Raw genomic sequence first — 17,001 nt, 5'->3', positions numbered from 1 at the left:
AGCAGGTGTTGGAAAGATGATAAAAATTTTATTAATTAATGGTCCGAACCTTAATCGATTAGGTAAACGGGAACCGGTTCATTATGGCTCCTCTACCCTAGAAGATGTGGAAGCCCAATTGAATGAGCAAGCAGAAGGGTTAGATGTGGACTTGAGCTGTTTTCAATCTAATCATGAAGGTGAGATCATCGATAAACTACATTGGTCAGAAGATCATGGATTCGATGGGGTCATCATTAATCCAGGAGCATTCACGCATTACAGCTATGCGATTCGTGATGCGATTGCCGGTATTGATGTTCCGGTTATTGAGGTGCATATTTCGAATATACATGCCCGTGAGAGTTTCCGTCACGAATCGGTTACTGCCCCGGTATCAGCTGGACAGATTGTCGGATTGGGAATACATGGATATGAATTGGCATTACAGGCCATTACGAAAATTGCAAGGGGGAGAATTAAATGAATAAACTGGAACGGTTGCGCGAATCAATGGAAAAAGTGAACGTTGATGGGTTATTAATTACAAGTACATATAACCGCCGGTTTATGACTAACTTCACGGGAAGTACCGGTGTCGTGCTGGTTTCACAGAAAGAGGCTAAGTTCATCACGGACTTCCGATATGTAGAACAGGCCGGGACCCAGGCTAAGGGTTTTGAAATCGTTCAACATAAAGGAACACTCCTTGAAGAAGTCGGGAAACAAGTTGAAGAGATGAAAATTACCAAATTGGGCTTTGAACAAGACCATATGACATTTGCCACATTTAAGGCTTATGAAAAGGCTATCAAAGCTCAACTTTTGCCGTTGTCGGGAGTAATTGAGAATTTACGCTTGATAAAGACTTCTTCAGAGATTAAGATATTAAAGGAAGCGGCTGCTATCGCTGATGCTGCCTTTACACATATTCTTGATTTTATTCGTCCAGGCGTCACTGAGCTGGATGTGTCCAATGAACTTGAATTCTTCATGAGGAAACAAGGCGCAACTTCATCTTCTTTCGATATCATTGTCGCATCAGGTGTTCGATCTGCTCTTCCACATGGTGTTGCAACGGATAAGACTATCGAAAAAGGTGACTTCATCACATTGGATTATGGTGCGTACTATAATGGATATGTATCGGATATCACCCGCACATTAGCAGTCGGTAAGCCAAGTGAAGAACTTATTAATATTTATGACATTGTTTTAGAAGCTCAATTACGCGGCATGGCTGGGATTAAACCTGGGATGACGGGTAGGGAAGCGGATGCACTAACTCGCAATTTAATTGAAGAAAAAGGGTTTGGACAATACTTTGGACACTCGACGGGACATGGAATTGGTCTTGAAGTCCATGAAGGTCCCGCATTATCCGTAAGGTCTGATATCATTTTAGAACCAGGCATGGCAGTTACCGTTGAACCGGGGATTTACCTACCGGGAATTGGCGGAGTACGCATTGAAGATGATACAATCGTTACATTAAGTGGTAACGAAGCACTTACTCATTCATCAAAAGAGTTAATCATTCTGTAAACATGTACATGTAGGAGGACAAATTTATGATTTCAGTAAACGATTTTCGCACAGGTGTAACCATTGAAGTAGATAATGGAATTTGGCAGGTTATTGAATTCCAACACGTTAAACCAGGTAAGGGAGCGGCATTTGTACGTTCTAAATTACGTAATCTTCGTACAGGTTCCATCCAAGAAAAAACTTTCCGCGCCGGTGAAAAAGTGGCGAAAGCACATATCGAGAACCGCAAAATGCAGTATCTTTATGCAAGTGGAGACAGCCATGTATTCATGGATAACGAAACATACGACCAAATCGAACTTCCAGCATCAAGTATCGAACGCGAATTGAAATTCTTAAAGGAAAACATGGAAGTACATATCTTGACTTTCCAAGCGGAAACACTAGGCGTCGAGCTTCCTAATACAGTTGAACTTGAAGTTGCTGAAACAGAGCCAGGCATTAAAGGCGATACATCTTCAGGTGGAACAAAAACTGCTGTACTTGAAACGGGCCTTTCCGTTCAAGTGCCATTCTTCATCAACCAAGGCGACAAATTATTGATTAACACAAACGAAGGTTCATACGTATCACGTGCCTAAGTTAACCTAAGTCATAAGAAGTCCGGGATTAATCATCCCGGGCTTTTTTTTATGTTTTTTTAGTCACAAAGATGAATTCAGGCGATGCTTCTTTGATTAGCTTGTCATCATTATATGATTCCCGGCATACATTTTATTGAAAGTGGTGTATACAGGAGGATTGCCTAAATGGAAATGGTACTTTCTTTTCTACCGAAAAAACTATGCGCACATCTCCAAGGGATGACCCCGATGATGATAGAAAAAATAGAAGAGCTGAGGATTCGAGTCGGCAGGCCGTTAGAAGTGATAGTAGGGGGAAATCCTTTCTTTTTCCCTTATGAAGTGACCCCGAGTGATGCAGAGCAATTACTGAATTCTATAGGCCAATTTTCGCTATATACGCTAGAAGAAGAATTAAAGCGCGGTTATATCACCATTGCCGGGGGACATCGTGTAGGACTAGCGGGCAAGGTCATACTGGAAAATGGGATGGTCAAGGCGATAAGGGATATCTCTTCCTTTAATATTCGGGTAGCACGTGAAAAGATAGGGGCAGCTGAACCACTCACGGCTTATTTATATAATGGGGAATGGCAGCATACCCTTTTAATCGGTGCCCCCCAGTCAGGGAAAACGACCATTTTGCGTGATATTGCCAGAATGATCTCGAGTGGAATCGATCGGAAGGGCATCCCTCCTCAAAAAGTGGGGATTGTGGATGAACGATCGGAAATAGCTGGTTGTGTTCATGGAGTTCCTCAACTTGAATTCGGCCCAAGGGTGGATGTCCTTGATGGCTGCCCCAAAGCGGAAGGGATGATGATGATGATTCGTTCTATGTCCCCGGATGTATTGGTTGTGGATGAAATTGGACGGGCAGAGGATACACAAGCGGTACTCGAAGCCGTAAATGCAGGAATTAAACTGATCATCACTACGCATGGCCATACACTGGAGGAAGTGAAAAAACGTCCTTTTGTATCGGAAATCTTAAGACAGAATATTTTTGAACGCTTTATTGAATTACAAAGAAGTAAGACAGGAGACCGGAGTTATAGGGTGTTCGATGCGGCGGGTGGCCAATTATTCTTAGGTGGAGCCGTGAGTCCTCATGTTTAAGATGATTGGAGCGGCCATCATTATTTTAGCCACAACATGGGCGGGCTTTGAAGCCGCCAAGAAATTGAGTATGCGCCCCCGCCAGTTACGTCAACTGAAAGTCGCCATGCAATCGCTTGAAGCTGAAATCATGTATGGGCAGACCCCTTTGAAAGAAGCAGCCCAGAAGCTCTCCAAGCAAATGCCAAAACCACTTTCCCACTTTTTCCATACGTTTGCCAATCGACTTGAATCAGGCGAAACCACTGTAAAAGAGGCTTGGGACGCTAGCTTGAAAAAGATATGGCAGTCCCTTGCTTTAAAGCAAGGGGAGTTTGAAATCCTATCTCAGTTCGGTGAAACCCTCGGGAGAAGTGATAAATATCATCAGCAAAAACAAATCATGCTAACGATGGCACACTTGGAACGGGAAGAGAACGATGCACTGGAACGACAGGGAAAGTATGAAAAGATGATGAAGAGCCTAGGCTTTTTATCAGGATTATTATTAATCATTTTGCTGATGTAGGGCATATGCGGGAGGGATAAACATGGGCATTGATGTGGACATCATATTCAAGATAGCGGGTGTGGGGCTTGTCGTGGCGTTTCTTCATACGATTCTCGATCAGGTAGGGAAAAAGGAATATGCTCAGTGGGTGACACTTTTTGGCTTTATCTATATTTTGTTTATGGTAGCTTCCGTGGTAGAGGATCTATTTCAAAAAATTAAGTCCGTATTCCTATTCCAGTAAAGGGGGTAATCGCGATTGAAATCATAAAAATCGTCGGAATTGCCCTAGTAGCCACCTTTTTAGCCTTGATAGTCAAGGAGCAGAAGCCAAATTTTGCTTTTTTGTTAGTCGTTTTTGTAGGTTGTACAATCTTTCTCTTTCTGGCGGATAAAATATACGAAATCATTTTGATGCTTGAAAAGATAGCTGTGAATGCGAATGTCAATACAGTTTATTTAGAGACAATCTTGAAAATTATCGGAATTGCTTATATCGCTGAATTTGCTTCTCAAATCACAAAAGATGCAGGTCAAGGGTCATTAGCTTCCAAAATAGAACTGAGCGGGAAGATTTTGATCTTGGCCATGGCCATTCCCATTTTGACGGTCATTATTGAAACGGTAATACAGATGCTCCCTAGTTAATGGACTATTCCAACTAGTCAATTGAGGTGAATGTATGAAGCGGCAGATGCCTTTCTTATTCTTCCTATTCGTTTTATTCTTTTTCCTGCATACATCTGTTGGACATGCTGCCGAAAATGGTGAAATCAAGAATGAGCCCATTAAGCAATCTGAGGAAGAACAGACATGGAGGGATAACCAGGAACCAATCATGCAATCAGAACTGGTACAAGCCCAAATTGAAAGATTAGGCGTTGACGAGCTCAAGCAATATTGGGATGACATCGTAACGGAATATGGCGGTTTCTTACCGGAAAGCCAAAAGGGTAGTTTTATGGATTTTGTGAGCGGTGAGAAGAAATTTTCATTCGAACAATGGTTTAAAGGCATAATGAAATTCGTCTTTCATGAACTCCTTGTAAACGGTAAATTACTGGGATCGCTTATTCTTTTGACCGTGTTCAGCATGTTTCTGCAAGCACTACAGAATGCTTTTGAACAGAGCTCAGTGAGTAAGGTGGCCTATGCGATCGTTTATATGGTATTGATCATATTGGCACTGAATAGTTTCCATGTGGCCATTGAATATACAAAAGATACGATTGATCTAATGATTTCCTTTCTAATGGCGCTCCTACCTTTGTTATTAGCTTTAATAGCGGCTTCAGGTGGTCTTGTATCCGCTGCATTCTTTCATCCAATCTTAATGTTCCTGATGAATACCAGTGGGATCTTGATCCAATATGTCGTCCTGCCTCTCTTATTCTTCGCTGCCATTTTAAGTATTGTCAGCACATTGTCTGAACATTACAAAGTGACCCAACTCGCGCAATTGCTTCGTAATTTTGCTATCGGGATTCTGGGTGCCTTCATGACGATATTTCTCGGTGTGATTTCCGTCCAGGGTGCCTCATCCGCCGTTGCCGATGGAGTGACGATCAGGACGGCAAAATTCATTACCGGTAATTTCATTCCGGTGATAGGGCGTATGTTCACTGATGCGACGGATACAGTCATTAGTGCATCAGTCCTTCTTAAAAATACGGTGGGCTTGGCAGGTGTCGTCATCCTTCTGCTCATCATTGCTTTCCCGGCCATAAAGATCTTAATGATCGCTTTTGTCTATAAGTTGGCTGCCAGTCTTTTGCAACCACTTGGAGGAGGACCCGTCATCAATTGTCTCGACATTATCAGTAAGAGTATGATTTATATTTTTGCAGCGCTGGCCATCGTATCTCTCATGTTCTTTTTATGCATCACCGTAATTATCGCAGCCGGGAATATAACGCTGATGGTCCGCTAGGAAGGATGAAGTGTGAGTGAGCTTTTTAGCTGGTTGGATAACAAATATTATCGTATTTGTATTGCTGGCAACCGTGATCGATATGCTGCTTCCCAGTTCAGCACTGCAAAAATATGCAAAAATGGTCATCGGACTATTATTGATCGCGATAATTCTTACTCCAATTTTGGGACTATTTCATACGGATTTTGATAAAATTCTTTCCACTGTGACAAGTGAATTTGAAAACCCAAATAAAAAAGATTTAGGAAATTTAACAGAAATGAAGAAAAAAGAAATACAAGCTACCCAAGGTGCATATATTTTAGAACAAATGGCTGTTGACCTACAGACAGAAGTGGAAGAGGAGTTGGTGGAGGAGTACCAAGTGAAGATCAGTTCGATTGAAGTCGGAGTCACGAATGAAGAAAGTCCGAGCTTAGAAGAACTACAGCATATCAATATTTCATTGGAGGAGGCGGAAAAAAGAGACTCATCCTCCGCGATAGAGACGGTGGCTAAGGTGGACATCAGCACCCGGGAAAAGACCACACCTACTATGTTGAACCTCGAAGCCGTCAAGAAGTTTCTGGCAGCAAGTTGGTCTGTCGATGAAGAAATCATTGAAATCGCCGGGGAGAGGAGTGACTGAGATATGAATAAAGATAAGGGTCCATTATCCTGGCTAAACAAACTATTGAACAAAGATCCGGACCAAAAAGATCCGCAAGATAAAAAACCTTCGATGTATATCTATGCCTTAATTGTTGTCCTTTTGGGTGTGGGAATCATGATGGCCGGGAATCTATTGACCACCACGAACCAAGCCGGGAAGATAACGGGCGATAAAGCGGTATTCAGTAATAATAAGCAGGAAGAAGAGGATGTGGAAACATTCGGTCAGAAAAACCAGACCGACTTCAAGTCGACAAAAGATTATGAAGTATACCTGGCGAACGAAATGAAGGAAGCCCTGGAATCCATTGTAGGTGTGGAGGATGTAAAAGTCGTAATCTATGTGGATGCATCCGAGAAAAAAGTCTATGAAAGAAATAAAACCACTCAAAAACAAGTGACTCAAGAAACCGACCAGGAAGGCGGAAAAAGAACCGTCGAAGACACCTCGGTAGATGAACAGCTTGTCCTGATTAAAAACGGGGAAAAAGAGGGACCAATCATTTCCGAAACCCAAAAGCCAAGCGTACGAGGGGTCCTCGTTGTCGCTAAAGGGGCAGATAATATACAAATTAAGAAATGGATTGTCGAAGCTGTAACACGCTCGCTTGATGTGTCAAGTCACCGGGTTTCTGTCATGCCTAAAAAATAAGGGGGAAAACGAACATGTTATTGAAAAAACAAACGGTTTGGTTATTGACGATGTTAAGTCTAGTAGTGGTGCTCTCGGTCTACTATTTAACGGCTCCTGAAGAAAATGCAGCAGATTTGCCGGCAACGGAAGAACAAAAAAATCAGACAGAAAGTCAAACGGAAAGCAAAGGAGACAGTAAAGAAGAAAGCAAAAAGGAAACGGAGACTTCCACAGGGGATAATGGTTCTTCTGTAACCATTGCTTCCGGTGACGAATTTGAGGCATTAAGAATGCAAATTGAGGACGAACGTGCGAAATTGAATGAAGAGTTAACGGTTAAAATGGGGGATACCGATCTATCCGCTGAAGAAAGAGATGAAGCTTATGCTAAAATCGAACAATTAAGTGAAACGAAAGTGAAGGAAAATATCATTGAAAACTTAATTGTAGCGATGGATTATAATGCTGCGCTTGTCCGGGTTGATGGAACGGATGTAAAAGTGAGTGTAAAAGCTGATAAACAAACGAAGACGGAAGCTAATAACATCATACGCCTTGTACGTAAAGAAGTGGAGAATGCACAAAATGTAGTCGTGAATTTCCAACCGGAAAAATAATTTTAAAGTGAGTGGAAACTGATACACAACAGTTTTTCGAAAAAGGAAATATGCATGCTGGTTCTTTTCTTTAGTAGAAAAGGCCTTTTTTTTCGGAAAAAAATGGATGGTCGCGATTTGGTGGTTCCAAAAAAAGGAGACAAAAAAATAAAAATACCTCCCCTCGGCATTATCCAATGTAATCCCTTTAAAGTAATAAAAAAGGCGGTTTTACATGGTTTTTACCGTTTTAATAGGGGGAAATTCCGAATTATATTTTAAAAATAGATTTAAAAAATTCACAATCTTAAGATAAAAGTGTAATATAGAACTGTAAATAGCAAGTCCCAACTAATCTATCATTGAATATATACAAGCTAATATTGTATGATATTAGAAGCAGGTATTAAAAAATTCAAAACTTCCTGCTAGACATATTTTTTGAGGGATTTACTTCTGTTATATTACAGAAGGGATATGTGAAATGTCTTTCGGTGTTTTAAAAGAAACGGCTCCGGTGCTAGAGACGGCAGAGGCCAAAGACGATGGGCAAATTACATATACATATTGAATTGTCTCAAATTTCCATTAAATCAGACAAGGGGTGCCTAAAATGAAGGTCCAAGAAATTCGTGAAATTATTAAGTTAGTCGATCAATCTAACATCGGTGAATTTGTTTATGAAAATGAAGGAACCAAAATTTTGCTGAAGAAAACGGAAGCGGGTACAGTAGCTTATCCAGCACCTGCTCAAGAAGTCGTACAAGCTAAAGCGGCTGTTGAAGTCACACCTACACCAGCAGCCCAGCCAGTAGCTAAAGCGCCAGAAGCAGCAACACCAGCAACTCCTATAAATGAGCAAGAAAACTTACATAAAATCACATCCCCAATGGTGGGAACGTTCTATCAATCTCCTTCTCCTGATGCTGATGCATACGTGAAAGTAGGCTCCAAAGTAACGGCGGACAAAATTGTCTGCATCGTGGAAGCTATGAAACTTTTCAATGAAATTGAAGCGGAAGTAAACGGGGAAATTGTAGAAGTACTTGTAAAAGAAGGCCAACTTGTAGAATATGGTCAACCATTATTTTTAGTAAAGCCTGAATGAGGAGCTGTTTCTAAATGATTAAGAAGGTATTGATTGCAAATCGCGGTGAAATTGCAGTCCGGATTATTAGGGCTTGCAAGGAGCTTGGTATTGAAACTGTAGCGGTTTATTCAGAAGCCGACAAAGAGGCACTACATGTACAAATTGCTGACGAAGCTTACTGCATTGGTCCTAAACTATCAAAAGATAGTTATTTAAATACAACGAACATTATCAGCACAGCCAAGAAAACAGGTGCGGATGCCATCCATCCTGGATATGGTTTCCTTGCAGAAAATGCTAACTTTGCGGAGCTATGCCGTGAATGTAATATTATATTCATAGGACCAAGTCCTGAAGCCATCAATAAAATGGGAACTAAGGACGTGGCAAGGGAGACCATGCGTAAAGCCGGTGTTCCTATCGTACCAGGTTCAAAAGGAATCATTAAGGACACGGATGAAGGTGTGGCACTTGCCAAGGAAATGGGTTACCCAGTCATCATTAAAGCTACAGCTGGTGGCGGCGGTAAAGGGATCCGTGTTGCGAGAACGGAAGAAGAGCTCGTCAAAGGCATTAATATAACGCAACAAGAGGCAGCAACGGCCTTCGGCAACCCGGGCGTATATATTGAAAAGTATATAGAGGACTTCCGTCATGTTGAAATTCAGGTGATGGCTGATAACCACGGGAATGCCATTCATTTAGGAGAGCGTGACTGCTCGGTTCAACGACGTTTACAAAAGCTTGTTGAAGAAACACCATCTCCGGCCCTTGATGGGGAGACACGTGCGGAAATGGGACAAGCTGCCGTTACAGCTGCTCTTGCCGTTAATTATTCCGGTGCAGGTACGGTGGAATTCATTTATGATTATGTGAATAGGAAGTACTATTTCATGGAAATGAATACACGTATCCAAGTGGAACATCCTGTTACGGAAATGGTCACAGGTGTAGACTTGATTAAAGAACAAATCAAAGTCGCTTCTGGCGATAAGCTTTCTCTTTCACAGGAGGAAGTGACCTTTAACGGTTGGTCAATCGAATGCAGGATCAATGCGGAAAATCCTGAAAAGAATTTCATGCCTTCCGCAGGGAAAATCCAGATGTATTTACCACCAGGTGGATATGGCGTCCGTGTGGATTCTGCAGCATACCCAGGATATACAATACCGCCATATTACGATTCCATGATTGCTAAATTAATTGTCCATGCACCGACAAGAGAAGAAGCAATCGAGAAAATGAAACGAGCTTTAGGCGAGTTTGTCATTGAGGGAATTAAGACTACAATTCCTTTCCATATTAAGTTACTTCAGCATGAACAATTTGTTTCTGGAGAATTTAATACCAAATTCCTTGAAATTTATGATGTAATGAACTCATAATGTAAAGGAAGACAGGAGGTGCTTTTAGAATGAGTGAATTGGAAGGCAAGTTACTCGAAATGGATGAATACAATAGTGGACTTGGTAAAGTTGAGATTGCACCTGAGGTTATAGAAGTTATCGCGGGTATTGCTGCATCGGAAGTGGAAGGTGTAGCACATATGCGGGGGAATTTTGCGACAGGCGTAGTAGAAAAGCTTGGCAAGAAGAACCACGGCAAAGGTGTTAAAGTAGACTTAACAGGTGAAACGATCAAAGTCGATCTATATTGTGTGATGAAATTTGGTGTGTCTATTCCGAAAATTGCACAGGAAGTTCAAGACAATATTCGTGAAGCGTTACTAAATATGACTGCTATCGACGCGGGAGAAGTAAACATTCATGTTGTTGGAATAGCTTTCGAAAATGCAAAAAATGAAACGGATTACGAGCAAGAAGTGTAATCGGCATCATTCTAACTAAAACCTGCAAAAACCCGACTATATGTCGGGTTTTTGTTTTGAGTCTTTATTCAATGAATCCATCCCGCTCTCATAATATTCTGTTATACGAACATAATAAGGCGGTGTATGGAAGTTTCCCTTTAATTTACGTGGGTTTTCTGTTAGAGTGTAAAAGATGAAATATGATCATGAAAGCTAAGCAGGGACTTTTGGCAGTTTCGAAAAAATATAACATGATCCGTTGTACAAAAGTTAAATGGCGAAACATCCATTTAACGTGAATCCTCATGAGAAATTGCATAGAGGTTCATGTCATGGAGAGTATTTTGACGTTTTTGTTAGCGGAAAATAGATGAATCTATAGAAATTACGATAAAGAACTTAATATTTTCGATAAATTGTTGATTATTGTTCGTCTGTACTAGCATTTTCATATATAATAGTAGATGTCAAAGGAGTAAGATTATGAAAAGAAGAGTAGCCCGTGAAAAATCCCTTCAAGCACTATACCAAATAGATATCGCCAAGTCAGAACCGGAAGAAGCTATGGAAAGTGTGCTGAACGGTGCACCCACTGACGAGTATTTCGAAACATTAGTTACAGGGATAGCGGAAAAGCGTGAACAGATTGATGGAATGATCAGAGATAATTTGGAAAACTGGACATTGGAAAGACTCGCAAATATCGATCGGAATCTACTGCGTATCGCAGTTTATGAAATGATCCATTGTGATGATGTCCCGGTAAGTGTTGCGATGAATGAAGCTATTGAAATTGCTAAGAAATTCGGTGATGACCAATCAAGCAGCTTTGTGAATGCCGTTTTATCCAAAGTCAAAGAAAAAGTCGGCAACTAAAGCTATTTTAGGTACTGATGGGTCTCCGCAATTTCTTTAGCGAAAGTTAACTTGGGAGGAACTACACATGTCAGCTCAAATCATTAATGGTAAAGAAATTGCAGAGTCGGTAAGGCAGGATATTAGCAAGGAAGTCCAACAATTACGTGAAAAAAATGTTGTGCCCGGATTGGCCGTTATATTAGTCGGTGACAATCAGGCTTCACAAACCTATGTGCGAAATAAGCAAAAAGCTTGTGAAGATTTAGGCATGCATTCCGTGTTAATCCAAAAACCTGCGGATTTAACACAGCAGGAATTAATACAGAACATCGATGAATTAAACCAGGATGACAGCATTCATGGGATTTTGGTGCAGCTGCCGTTACCTGGACATATTCAGGAAAAAGCGATTATTGAAGCGATTTCACCTGAGAAGGATGTTGACGGGTTCCATCCAATCAACATTGGCAGGATGATGACGGGACAGGATGCTTTCTTGCCGTGCACGCCGTATGGAATTATGGTCATGCTTGAACATATCGATTATAACCTTGAAGGCAAGCACGTCGTTATTGTCGGAAGAAGCAATATCGTAGGGAAACCATCAGGACAGTTGTTTTTGAATGCGGATGCAACGGTTACATATTGCCACTCTAAGACGAGTGACCTTGCTTACTTTACTAAACAAGCTGATGTGGTCGTGGTTGCCGTCGGTAAAAGAGATACAATCACCAGTGCCCACATTAAAGAGGGTGCCGTCGTGATTGATGTTGGCATGAACAGAAATGATGAAGGTAAGCTTTGTGGAGACGTTTCGTTTGAAGAAGTGAAGGAAAAAGCTTCTTACATTACCCCTGTACCTAGAGGCGTAGGTCCGATGACGATTACGATGCTCATGAAGAATACTGTTAAATCTGCTCAGAAAACACTTAACTTGGATAAACAAACAATGAAAAGTTAAAAAAAATGCCAAATTATTTTAAAGAAGCGGACCTCTTGTTTTATAATAACAAGAGACCGCTTTTTTCTATGTAAAGATTAACTGGGACTATAAGTCTGCAGTAAAGGCTGGTTCCCTTTATATCCGATTCTGTCGGAAGGAGACATTATATGAGCGACCAACAATATTTAAGTGTGTCGGCTTTAACAAAATATATAAAACGAAAGTTCGATGTGGATCCGCATTTGCAAAATGCATACATAAAAGGGGAAATATCCAATTTCAAACAGCATACAAGCGGGCATATGTACTTTACTTTAAAAGACGAGAAAGCCCGTTTGCTGGCTGTCATGTTTGCGGCTAACAACAAAGGGATGAAATTCACACCTGAAAATGGGATGAAGGTACTTGTAAGGGGAGATATATCCCTATACGAAGCCAGTGGACAGTATCAGCTTTATGTGAAAAGCATGGCTCCTGACGGTGTGGGGGATCTATACATTGCATATGAACAGTTAAAGAAAAAACTGGAAGAAGCAGGATTATTCCTGGCTAAACATAAGAAAGCGATTCCGCAATACCCCAAATCGGTGGGGGTCATTACATCACCGACTGGGGCAGCTTTAAGGGATATTATAACGACCATCAAGCGGCGTTATCCCATTACTAAAATCATTGTTTATCCAGCTCTTGTACAAGGAAATAATGCTGCTAAATCGATTGCACAGGCGATTTCACTGGCCAATGCAAGAGCAGAATCCGATGTGCTGATAGTTGGGAGGGGCGGTGGTTCCATCGAGGAACTTTGGGCCTTCAATGAAGAGATAGTAGCTGAGTCGATATATGATTCGGATATTCCCATTATCTCAGCAGTGGGGCATGAAACGGATTTCACGATTGCTGACTTTGTTGCTGACATGCGTGCGCCGACTCCTACGGGGGCAGCGGAGCTTGCAGTGCCTCACCTGAATGAAATATTGGAAAGGTTGATGAATCGCAAGAATCGTTTGACACGTTCCATCCAGGAGCAAGTGAATGCCAATCGTACACATTTGAGTAGGCTTGAAAGGTCTTACGCATTCCGTTACCCTCATAAAATGTACGAACAAAAACTTGAACAGTTGGATAGGGCAACAGAGAGGTTAGGGAAAACCAGTACGCGATATTTCCTGAAGAAAAGGGATGAATTGAATCAGATGACTGAAGTTCTGAATAAACAGCATCCTGAGCAATTGGTCAGGACTTCAAAGGAAAACCTGCAGCAGTACGAAAAAGCGCTGCGTAAGACTATGGAAGCCATCTATCGTCAAAAATCACAGCGATTCGTTTCAATGACTGCCACTCTATCGGCCCTAAGCCCACTGAAGATCATGGAGCGGGGCTATGGGTTAGTCTTTACTGAAGATGAGACGTTAATTAAAAGCACACAGCAAGTATCCACTGGAGATAAGATAGCTGTTTCGATAAAAGACGGAACACTTGAATGTGAGATAACCGAAATAAAGGAGCGGATTGAGCCATGACTAACAAAAAGGATATTACATTTGAAGAAGCGATGGAGAACCTCGAGAAAATTGTAGAACAGTTGGAAGAAGGAGATGTACCATTGGAAAAAGCCATTTCCATTTATAAACAAGGAATGGATTTATCCAGACTATGCCATACCAAGTTGAAAACTGTCGAGGATCAATTAACGCAAATTTTACGCGAAGATGGAGAACTGGAAAACTTTGCGGTTCAGGAGGAAGAATAATATGAGTACGGCAACGTTCGAAACTTTTTCGAAAGAGTATAAAGCGTTAATAGAGAAAGAAGTCGTTGAATATGTGAAGAAATTGAACGCTCCAGAAAGTGTCAAAGAAGCTATGGCCTATTCCTTGGAGGCAGGCGGAAAACGCATCCGTCCTTTATTGGTCTTCTCGGTATTGTCGGCATTCGGAAAAGATTTGAGGTTGGGGATTCCGGCTGCAGCGGCAATTGAAATGATTCATACGTATTCTTTGATTCATGATGACCTGCCAGCGATGGATGATGATGATCTCCGACGCGGAAAACCGACGAATCATAAAGTTTTCGGTGAAGCGGTGGCCGTACTCGCGGGTGATGCCTTACTTACATATAGCTTCCAATTGGTGGCTGAAATGTCTGACCCCGAAGTGAGTGCGGAGATGAAGTTGGATTTAGTAACTGAAATTGCAAAATCCGCCGGTGCAGAAGGAATGGTTGGAGGACAAGTAGCAGATATGGAAGGCGAAGAAAAGCAGCTGACCCTTAGTGAAATGGAGTATATTCATGAACATAAAACGGGGAAACTATTGGCGGCAAGTATCCTTTCAGGTGCCATCTTAGCTGGAGCCGATGCCAATCAACGTCAGCATCTCCGCGATTTTGCTTATCACTTGGGACTTGCTTTTCAAATCCGGGATGATATCCTGGATATTGAAGGTTCGGTCGAGCTTATTGGTAAGCCTGTCGGCAGTGACGCGGCGAACCACAAAAGCACCTATCCTTCCCTGCTGACGCTACAGGGAGCCAAGGACAAATTGAATCATCATATCCAATTGGCGCATGCTTCCTTAGCGGAAACGAAATTACAAACGGGCCTATTGAATGAATTAACGGATCTAATAGCGAATCGAGATCATTGAGCATTACCAAATTTGTTATCAAACAAAGTTTTATGGTATACTCATTGTGAAAATTTATGCAACATAAAATGAATTCATAAATGACGATACGTGATAAAATTGGTATATAAAGCCGCCGAAATCACCTGGGTGTTGGCGGCTATTTTTTAACTTAAAAAGAATTTTTCGGTCAAGCCTTCTATAATAGTCGCTTTTGAGGCTCTGATTATGCTTACAACCGGAAATGACAGAAAGTGAGTGGTCCTGTTTGGATCTTCTATCTATAAAAGACCCTTCATTTTTGAAGAAAATGAATAATGAAGAGCTTGTCGAATTAAGTGTGGATATTCGTAAATTCCTCGTGGAGAAATTATCGGTAACTGGTGGGCATATCGGTCCCAATTTAGGCGTGGTCGAGTTGACAATCGCGCTTCATAAAGAATTTGATAGTCCGAATGATAAAATTTTATGGGATGTAGGTCATCAATCTTATGTTCATAAAATCTTAACAGGAAGAGCCGGAGAGTTTAATACGTTAAAGAAATACAAAGGGCTTTGTGGTTTTCCAAAAATGATTGAAAGCCCTCATGATGTTTGGGAAACGGGACATAGCTCGACCTCTCTTTCCGCTGCCATGGGAATGGCTGCAGCCCGTGATATCAAAGGAGAAAAGAGTTTTATCCTACCAGTGATAGGGGATGGCGCCCTTACAGGTGGAATGGCTCTTGAAGCCTTGAATCATATCGGTGATGAGAAAAAGGACATGATCGTTATATTGAATGATAATGAAATGTCCATTGCCCCTAATGTAGGCGCCTTGCACTCGATACTGGGAAGATTAAGGACAGCAGGAAAATACAACTGGGCAAAAGACGAGTTGGAAATGTTCTTGAAAAAGATTCCCGCAGTCGGTGGCAAACTAGCAGCAACGGCCGAACGCTTGAAAGACAGTATGAAATACCTGTTGGTGTCCGGCATGTTTTTCGAGGAGTTAGGTTTTACCTATCTTGGACCAGTAGATGGCCATAATTATGAAGAACTGTTAGATAACTTGAGATTTGCCAAGAAAACTAAGGGTCCTGTCCTGTTGCATGTAATTACCAAAAAAGGAAAAGGGTACTCACCTGCTGAGCTTGATACGACAGGCAATTGGCATGGAACAGGCCCATACAAAATTGAAACGGGTGACTTCGTTAAATCACCTAGTAAAGGGCCGGCTTGGAGTGCGTTAGTAAGTGAAACGGTACGCAAGCTTGCACGAAATGACGAACGTATCGTCGCGATAACACCTGCGATGCCCGTTGGATCGAAGTTAGTCGGTTTTGCGAATGAATTTCCTGAGCGTTTTTATGATGTTGGAATTGCTGAGCAGCATGCCGCTACTTTCGCAGCCGGGTTGGCAACCCAGAAAATGAAACCGTTTTTGGCGATTTACTCAACCTTCTTGCAAAGAGCGTATGATCAGGTGGTACATGATATCTGCCGTCAAAACTTGAATGTCTTTATTGGCATTGACCGTGCCGGTCTTGTCGGTTCTGATGGGGAAACGCATCAAGGTGTGTTCGATATCGCGTTCCTACGCCATGTTCCTAATATGGTATTGATGATGCCTAAAGATGAAAATGAAGGTCAGCATATGGTCAATACAGCCATTAAATATGATGATGGTCCCATAGCCATGCGTTTTCCGCGCGGAAATGGACAGGGAGTCGTCATGGATACAGAATTACAACAAATCCCGATTGGTTCATGGGAAGTATTGAAAGAAGGATCGGACGTTGCCATTTTAACATTTGGGACAACTATTCCGATGGCTCTTGAAGCAGCAGCCCAACTTGAAAAAGAGGACTACTCTGTAAAGGTTATCAATGCTCGTTTCATAAAGCCTCTTGATGAAAAGATGCTTAGCAGCTTACTTGGCGAGAAAATGCCAATATTGACAATTGAAGAAGCCATTCTTCAAGGTGGATTCGGTAGTTCAGTACTTGAATATGCACATGACCAAGGGTTCTACGGGGCAATCATTGACCGAATGGGCATACCAGATTACTTCGTTGAACACGGTAGTGTGGACGAGTTACTGGAAGAAATCGGCCTAACAACGGATACGGTTAAGAAAAAGATTAAAATGATAACGCCAAAAAAAGAAAAAAGGGCCTGACA

The 17,001-nt window shown here is 41.7% G+C and carries 20 protein-coding genes; all 20 read left to right on the top strand.

Features of this window, described 5'->3' with window-relative positions; all coding sequences use genetic code 11:
- The first annotated feature begins 16 nt into the window (after positions 1-16).
- The 20 genes from aroQ to dxs all read left to right on the top strand — a co-directional run bounded on the left by aroQ (position 17) and on the right by dxs (position 16,999).
- A complete protein-coding gene (aroQ, locus tag AC503W_RS12755) occupies positions 17-466 on the top strand; it encodes a type II 3-dehydroquinate dehydratase (protein WP_402956569.1) in 450 nt (149 codons plus the stop codon).
- Complete coding sequence (locus AC503W_RS12750) at positions 463-1,524, top strand: M24 family metallopeptidase (protein ID WP_402956571.1); 1,062 nt, start codon at positions 463-465, stop codon at positions 1,522-1,524. Before aroQ ends, AC503W_RS12750 begins: the two co-directional genes overlap by 4 nt.
- Positions 1,525-1,550: 26 nt before the next feature.
- Positions 1,551-2,108 (top strand): elongation factor P, encoded by a 558-nt coding sequence (efp, locus tag AC503W_RS12745; protein ID WP_402869434.1) that lies wholly within the window; start codon positions 1,551-1,553, stop codon positions 2,106-2,108.
- 168 nt (positions 2,109-2,276) lie between these two features.
- A complete protein-coding gene (spoIIIAA, locus tag AC503W_RS12740) occupies positions 2,277-3,209 on the top strand; it encodes a stage III sporulation protein AA (RefSeq protein WP_402869432.1) in 933 nt (310 codons plus the stop codon).
- A complete protein-coding gene (spoIIIAB, locus tag AC503W_RS12735; protein WP_403079326.1) occupies positions 3,202-3,717 on the top strand; it encodes a stage III sporulation protein SpoIIIAB in 516 nt (171 codons plus the stop codon). Before spoIIIAA ends, spoIIIAB begins: the two co-directional genes overlap by 8 nt.
- Before the next feature lie 22 nt (positions 3,718-3,739).
- Positions 3,740-3,943 (top strand): stage III sporulation protein AC, encoded by a 204-nt coding sequence (gene spoIIIAC / locus AC503W_RS12730; RefSeq protein WP_034308319.1) that lies wholly within the window; start codon positions 3,740-3,742, stop codon positions 3,941-3,943.
- Positions 3,944-3,966: 23 nt separating this feature from the next.
- A complete protein-coding gene (gene spoIIIAD / locus AC503W_RS12725; protein ID WP_402869884.1) occupies positions 3,967-4,347 on the top strand; it encodes a stage III sporulation protein AD in 381 nt (126 codons plus the stop codon).
- 34 nt (positions 4,348-4,381) lie between these two features.
- The gene (gene spoIIIAE / locus AC503W_RS12720; RefSeq protein WP_402869427.1) at positions 4,382-5,629 is read left to right on the top strand and encodes a stage III sporulation protein AE; all 1,248 of its coding nucleotides are present in this window, start codon (positions 4,382-4,384) and stop codon (positions 5,627-5,629) included.
- A gap of 16 nt (positions 5,630-5,645) precedes the next feature.
- Positions 5,646-6,260: a stage III sporulation protein AF gene (spoIIIAF, locus tag AC503W_RS12715; RefSeq protein WP_402869423.1), complete on the top strand. Its 615-nt coding sequence runs from the start codon at positions 5,646-5,648 to the stop codon at positions 6,258-6,260.
- A gap of 3 nt (positions 6,261-6,263) precedes the next feature.
- Positions 6,264-6,935: a stage III sporulation protein AG gene (gene spoIIIAG / locus AC503W_RS12710; RefSeq protein ID WP_402869421.1), complete on the top strand. Its 672-nt coding sequence runs from the start codon at positions 6,264-6,266 to the stop codon at positions 6,933-6,935.
- A 14-nt stretch (positions 6,936-6,949) separates the two neighbouring features.
- Positions 6,950-7,534: a SpoIIIAH-like family protein gene (locus AC503W_RS12705; RefSeq protein ID WP_402869419.1), complete on the top strand. Its 585-nt coding sequence runs from the start codon at positions 6,950-6,952 to the stop codon at positions 7,532-7,534.
- 592 nt (positions 7,535-8,126) lie between these two features.
- Positions 8,127-8,621: an acetyl-CoA carboxylase biotin carboxyl carrier protein gene (gene accB, locus AC503W_RS12700; protein ID WP_402869417.1), complete on the top strand. Its 495-nt coding sequence runs from the start codon at positions 8,127-8,129 to the stop codon at positions 8,619-8,621.
- A gap of 14 nt (positions 8,622-8,635) precedes the next feature.
- Positions 8,636-9,988, top strand: coding sequence for an acetyl-CoA carboxylase biotin carboxylase subunit (accC, locus tag AC503W_RS12695; protein WP_402869415.1), 1,353 nt, complete (start codon positions 8,636-8,638; stop codon positions 9,986-9,988).
- A 29-nt stretch (positions 9,989-10,017) separates the two neighbouring features.
- Positions 10,018-10,431 (top strand): Asp23/Gls24 family envelope stress response protein, encoded by a 414-nt coding sequence (locus AC503W_RS12690; protein WP_402869413.1) that lies wholly within the window; start codon positions 10,018-10,020, stop codon positions 10,429-10,431.
- Positions 10,432-10,896: 465 nt separating this feature from the next.
- Positions 10,897-11,289 (top strand): transcription antitermination factor NusB, encoded by a 393-nt coding sequence (gene nusB / locus AC503W_RS12685; RefSeq protein WP_402869411.1) that lies wholly within the window; start codon positions 10,897-10,899, stop codon positions 11,287-11,289.
- Between the two features lie 67 nt (positions 11,290-11,356).
- Complete coding sequence (gene folD / locus AC503W_RS12680; protein WP_402869409.1) at positions 11,357-12,232, top strand: bifunctional methylenetetrahydrofolate dehydrogenase/methenyltetrahydrofolate cyclohydrolase FolD; 876 nt, start codon at positions 11,357-11,359, stop codon at positions 12,230-12,232.
- A gap of 149 nt (positions 12,233-12,381) precedes the next feature.
- Positions 12,382-13,734, top strand: coding sequence for an exodeoxyribonuclease VII large subunit (gene xseA / locus AC503W_RS12675; RefSeq protein ID WP_402869407.1), 1,353 nt, complete (start codon positions 12,382-12,384; stop codon positions 13,732-13,734).
- Entirely contained in the window at positions 13,731-13,964 is a 234-nt protein-coding gene (locus AC503W_RS12670; RefSeq protein ID WP_402869405.1) for an exodeoxyribonuclease VII small subunit, read from the top strand. The genes xseA and AC503W_RS12670 overlap by 4 nt, the downstream gene beginning before the upstream one ends.
- 1 nt (position 13,965) lies before the next feature.
- Complete coding sequence (locus AC503W_RS12665) at positions 13,966-14,859, top strand: polyprenyl synthetase family protein (protein WP_402869403.1); 894 nt, start codon at positions 13,966-13,968, stop codon at positions 14,857-14,859.
- Positions 14,860-15,106: 247 nt separating this feature from the next.
- Positions 15,107-16,999, top strand: coding sequence for a 1-deoxy-D-xylulose-5-phosphate synthase (gene dxs / locus AC503W_RS12660; protein ID WP_494914345.1), 1,893 nt, complete (start codon positions 15,107-15,109; stop codon positions 16,997-16,999).
- The last annotated feature ends 2 nt before the right edge of the window (positions 17,000-17,001 follow it).

Source organism: Peribacillus suis, from assembly GCF_059384845.1.
Note: the sequence above shows the minus strand (reverse complement) of the source record. Positions and strands in the feature narration are given on the sequence as shown.

Bases quoted from the DNA above. Each gene is read 5' to 3' on its own strand.
- aroQ (WP_402956569.1), top strand. From the start codon at position 17: ATGATAAAAATTTTATTAATTAATGGTCCGAACCTTAATCGATTAGGT.
- AC503W_RS12750 (WP_402956571.1), top strand. From the start codon at position 463: ATGAATAAACTGGAACGGTTGCGCGAATCAATGGAAAAAGTGAACGTT.
- efp (WP_402869434.1), top strand. From the start codon at position 1,551: ATGATTTCAGTAAACGATTTTCGCACAGGTGTAACCATTGAAGTAGAT.
- spoIIIAA (WP_402869432.1), top strand. From the start codon at position 2,277: ATGGAAATGGTACTTTCTTTTCTACCGAAAAAACTATGCGCACATCTC.
- spoIIIAB (WP_403079326.1), top strand. From the start codon at position 3,202: ATGTTTAAGATGATTGGAGCGGCCATCATTATTTTAGCCACAACATGG.
- spoIIIAC (WP_034308319.1), top strand. From the start codon at position 3,740: ATGGGCATTGATGTGGACATCATATTCAAGATAGCGGGTGTGGGGCTT.
- spoIIIAE (WP_402869427.1), top strand. From the start codon at position 4,382: ATGAAGCGGCAGATGCCTTTCTTATTCTTCCTATTCGTTTTATTCTTT.
- spoIIIAG (WP_402869421.1), top strand. From the start codon at position 6,264: ATGAATAAAGATAAGGGTCCATTATCCTGGCTAAACAAACTATTGAAC.
- AC503W_RS12705 (WP_402869419.1), top strand. From the start codon at position 6,950: ATGTTATTGAAAAAACAAACGGTTTGGTTATTGACGATGTTAAGTCTA.
- accB (WP_402869417.1), top strand. From the start codon at position 8,127: ATGAAGGTCCAAGAAATTCGTGAAATTATTAAGTTAGTCGATCAATCT.
- accC (WP_402869415.1), top strand. From the start codon at position 8,636: ATGATTAAGAAGGTATTGATTGCAAATCGCGGTGAAATTGCAGTCCGG.
- AC503W_RS12690 (WP_402869413.1), top strand. From the start codon at position 10,018: ATGAGTGAATTGGAAGGCAAGTTACTCGAAATGGATGAATACAATAGT.
- nusB (WP_402869411.1), top strand. From the start codon at position 10,897: ATGAAAAGAAGAGTAGCCCGTGAAAAATCCCTTCAAGCACTATACCAA.
- folD (WP_402869409.1), top strand. From the start codon at position 11,357: ATGTCAGCTCAAATCATTAATGGTAAAGAAATTGCAGAGTCGGTAAGG.
- xseA (WP_402869407.1), top strand. From the start codon at position 12,382: ATGAGCGACCAACAATATTTAAGTGTGTCGGCTTTAACAAAATATATA.
- AC503W_RS12670 (WP_402869405.1), top strand. From the start codon at position 13,731: ATGACTAACAAAAAGGATATTACATTTGAAGAAGCGATGGAGAACCTC.
- AC503W_RS12665 (WP_402869403.1), top strand. From the start codon at position 13,966: ATGAGTACGGCAACGTTCGAAACTTTTTCGAAAGAGTATAAAGCGTTA.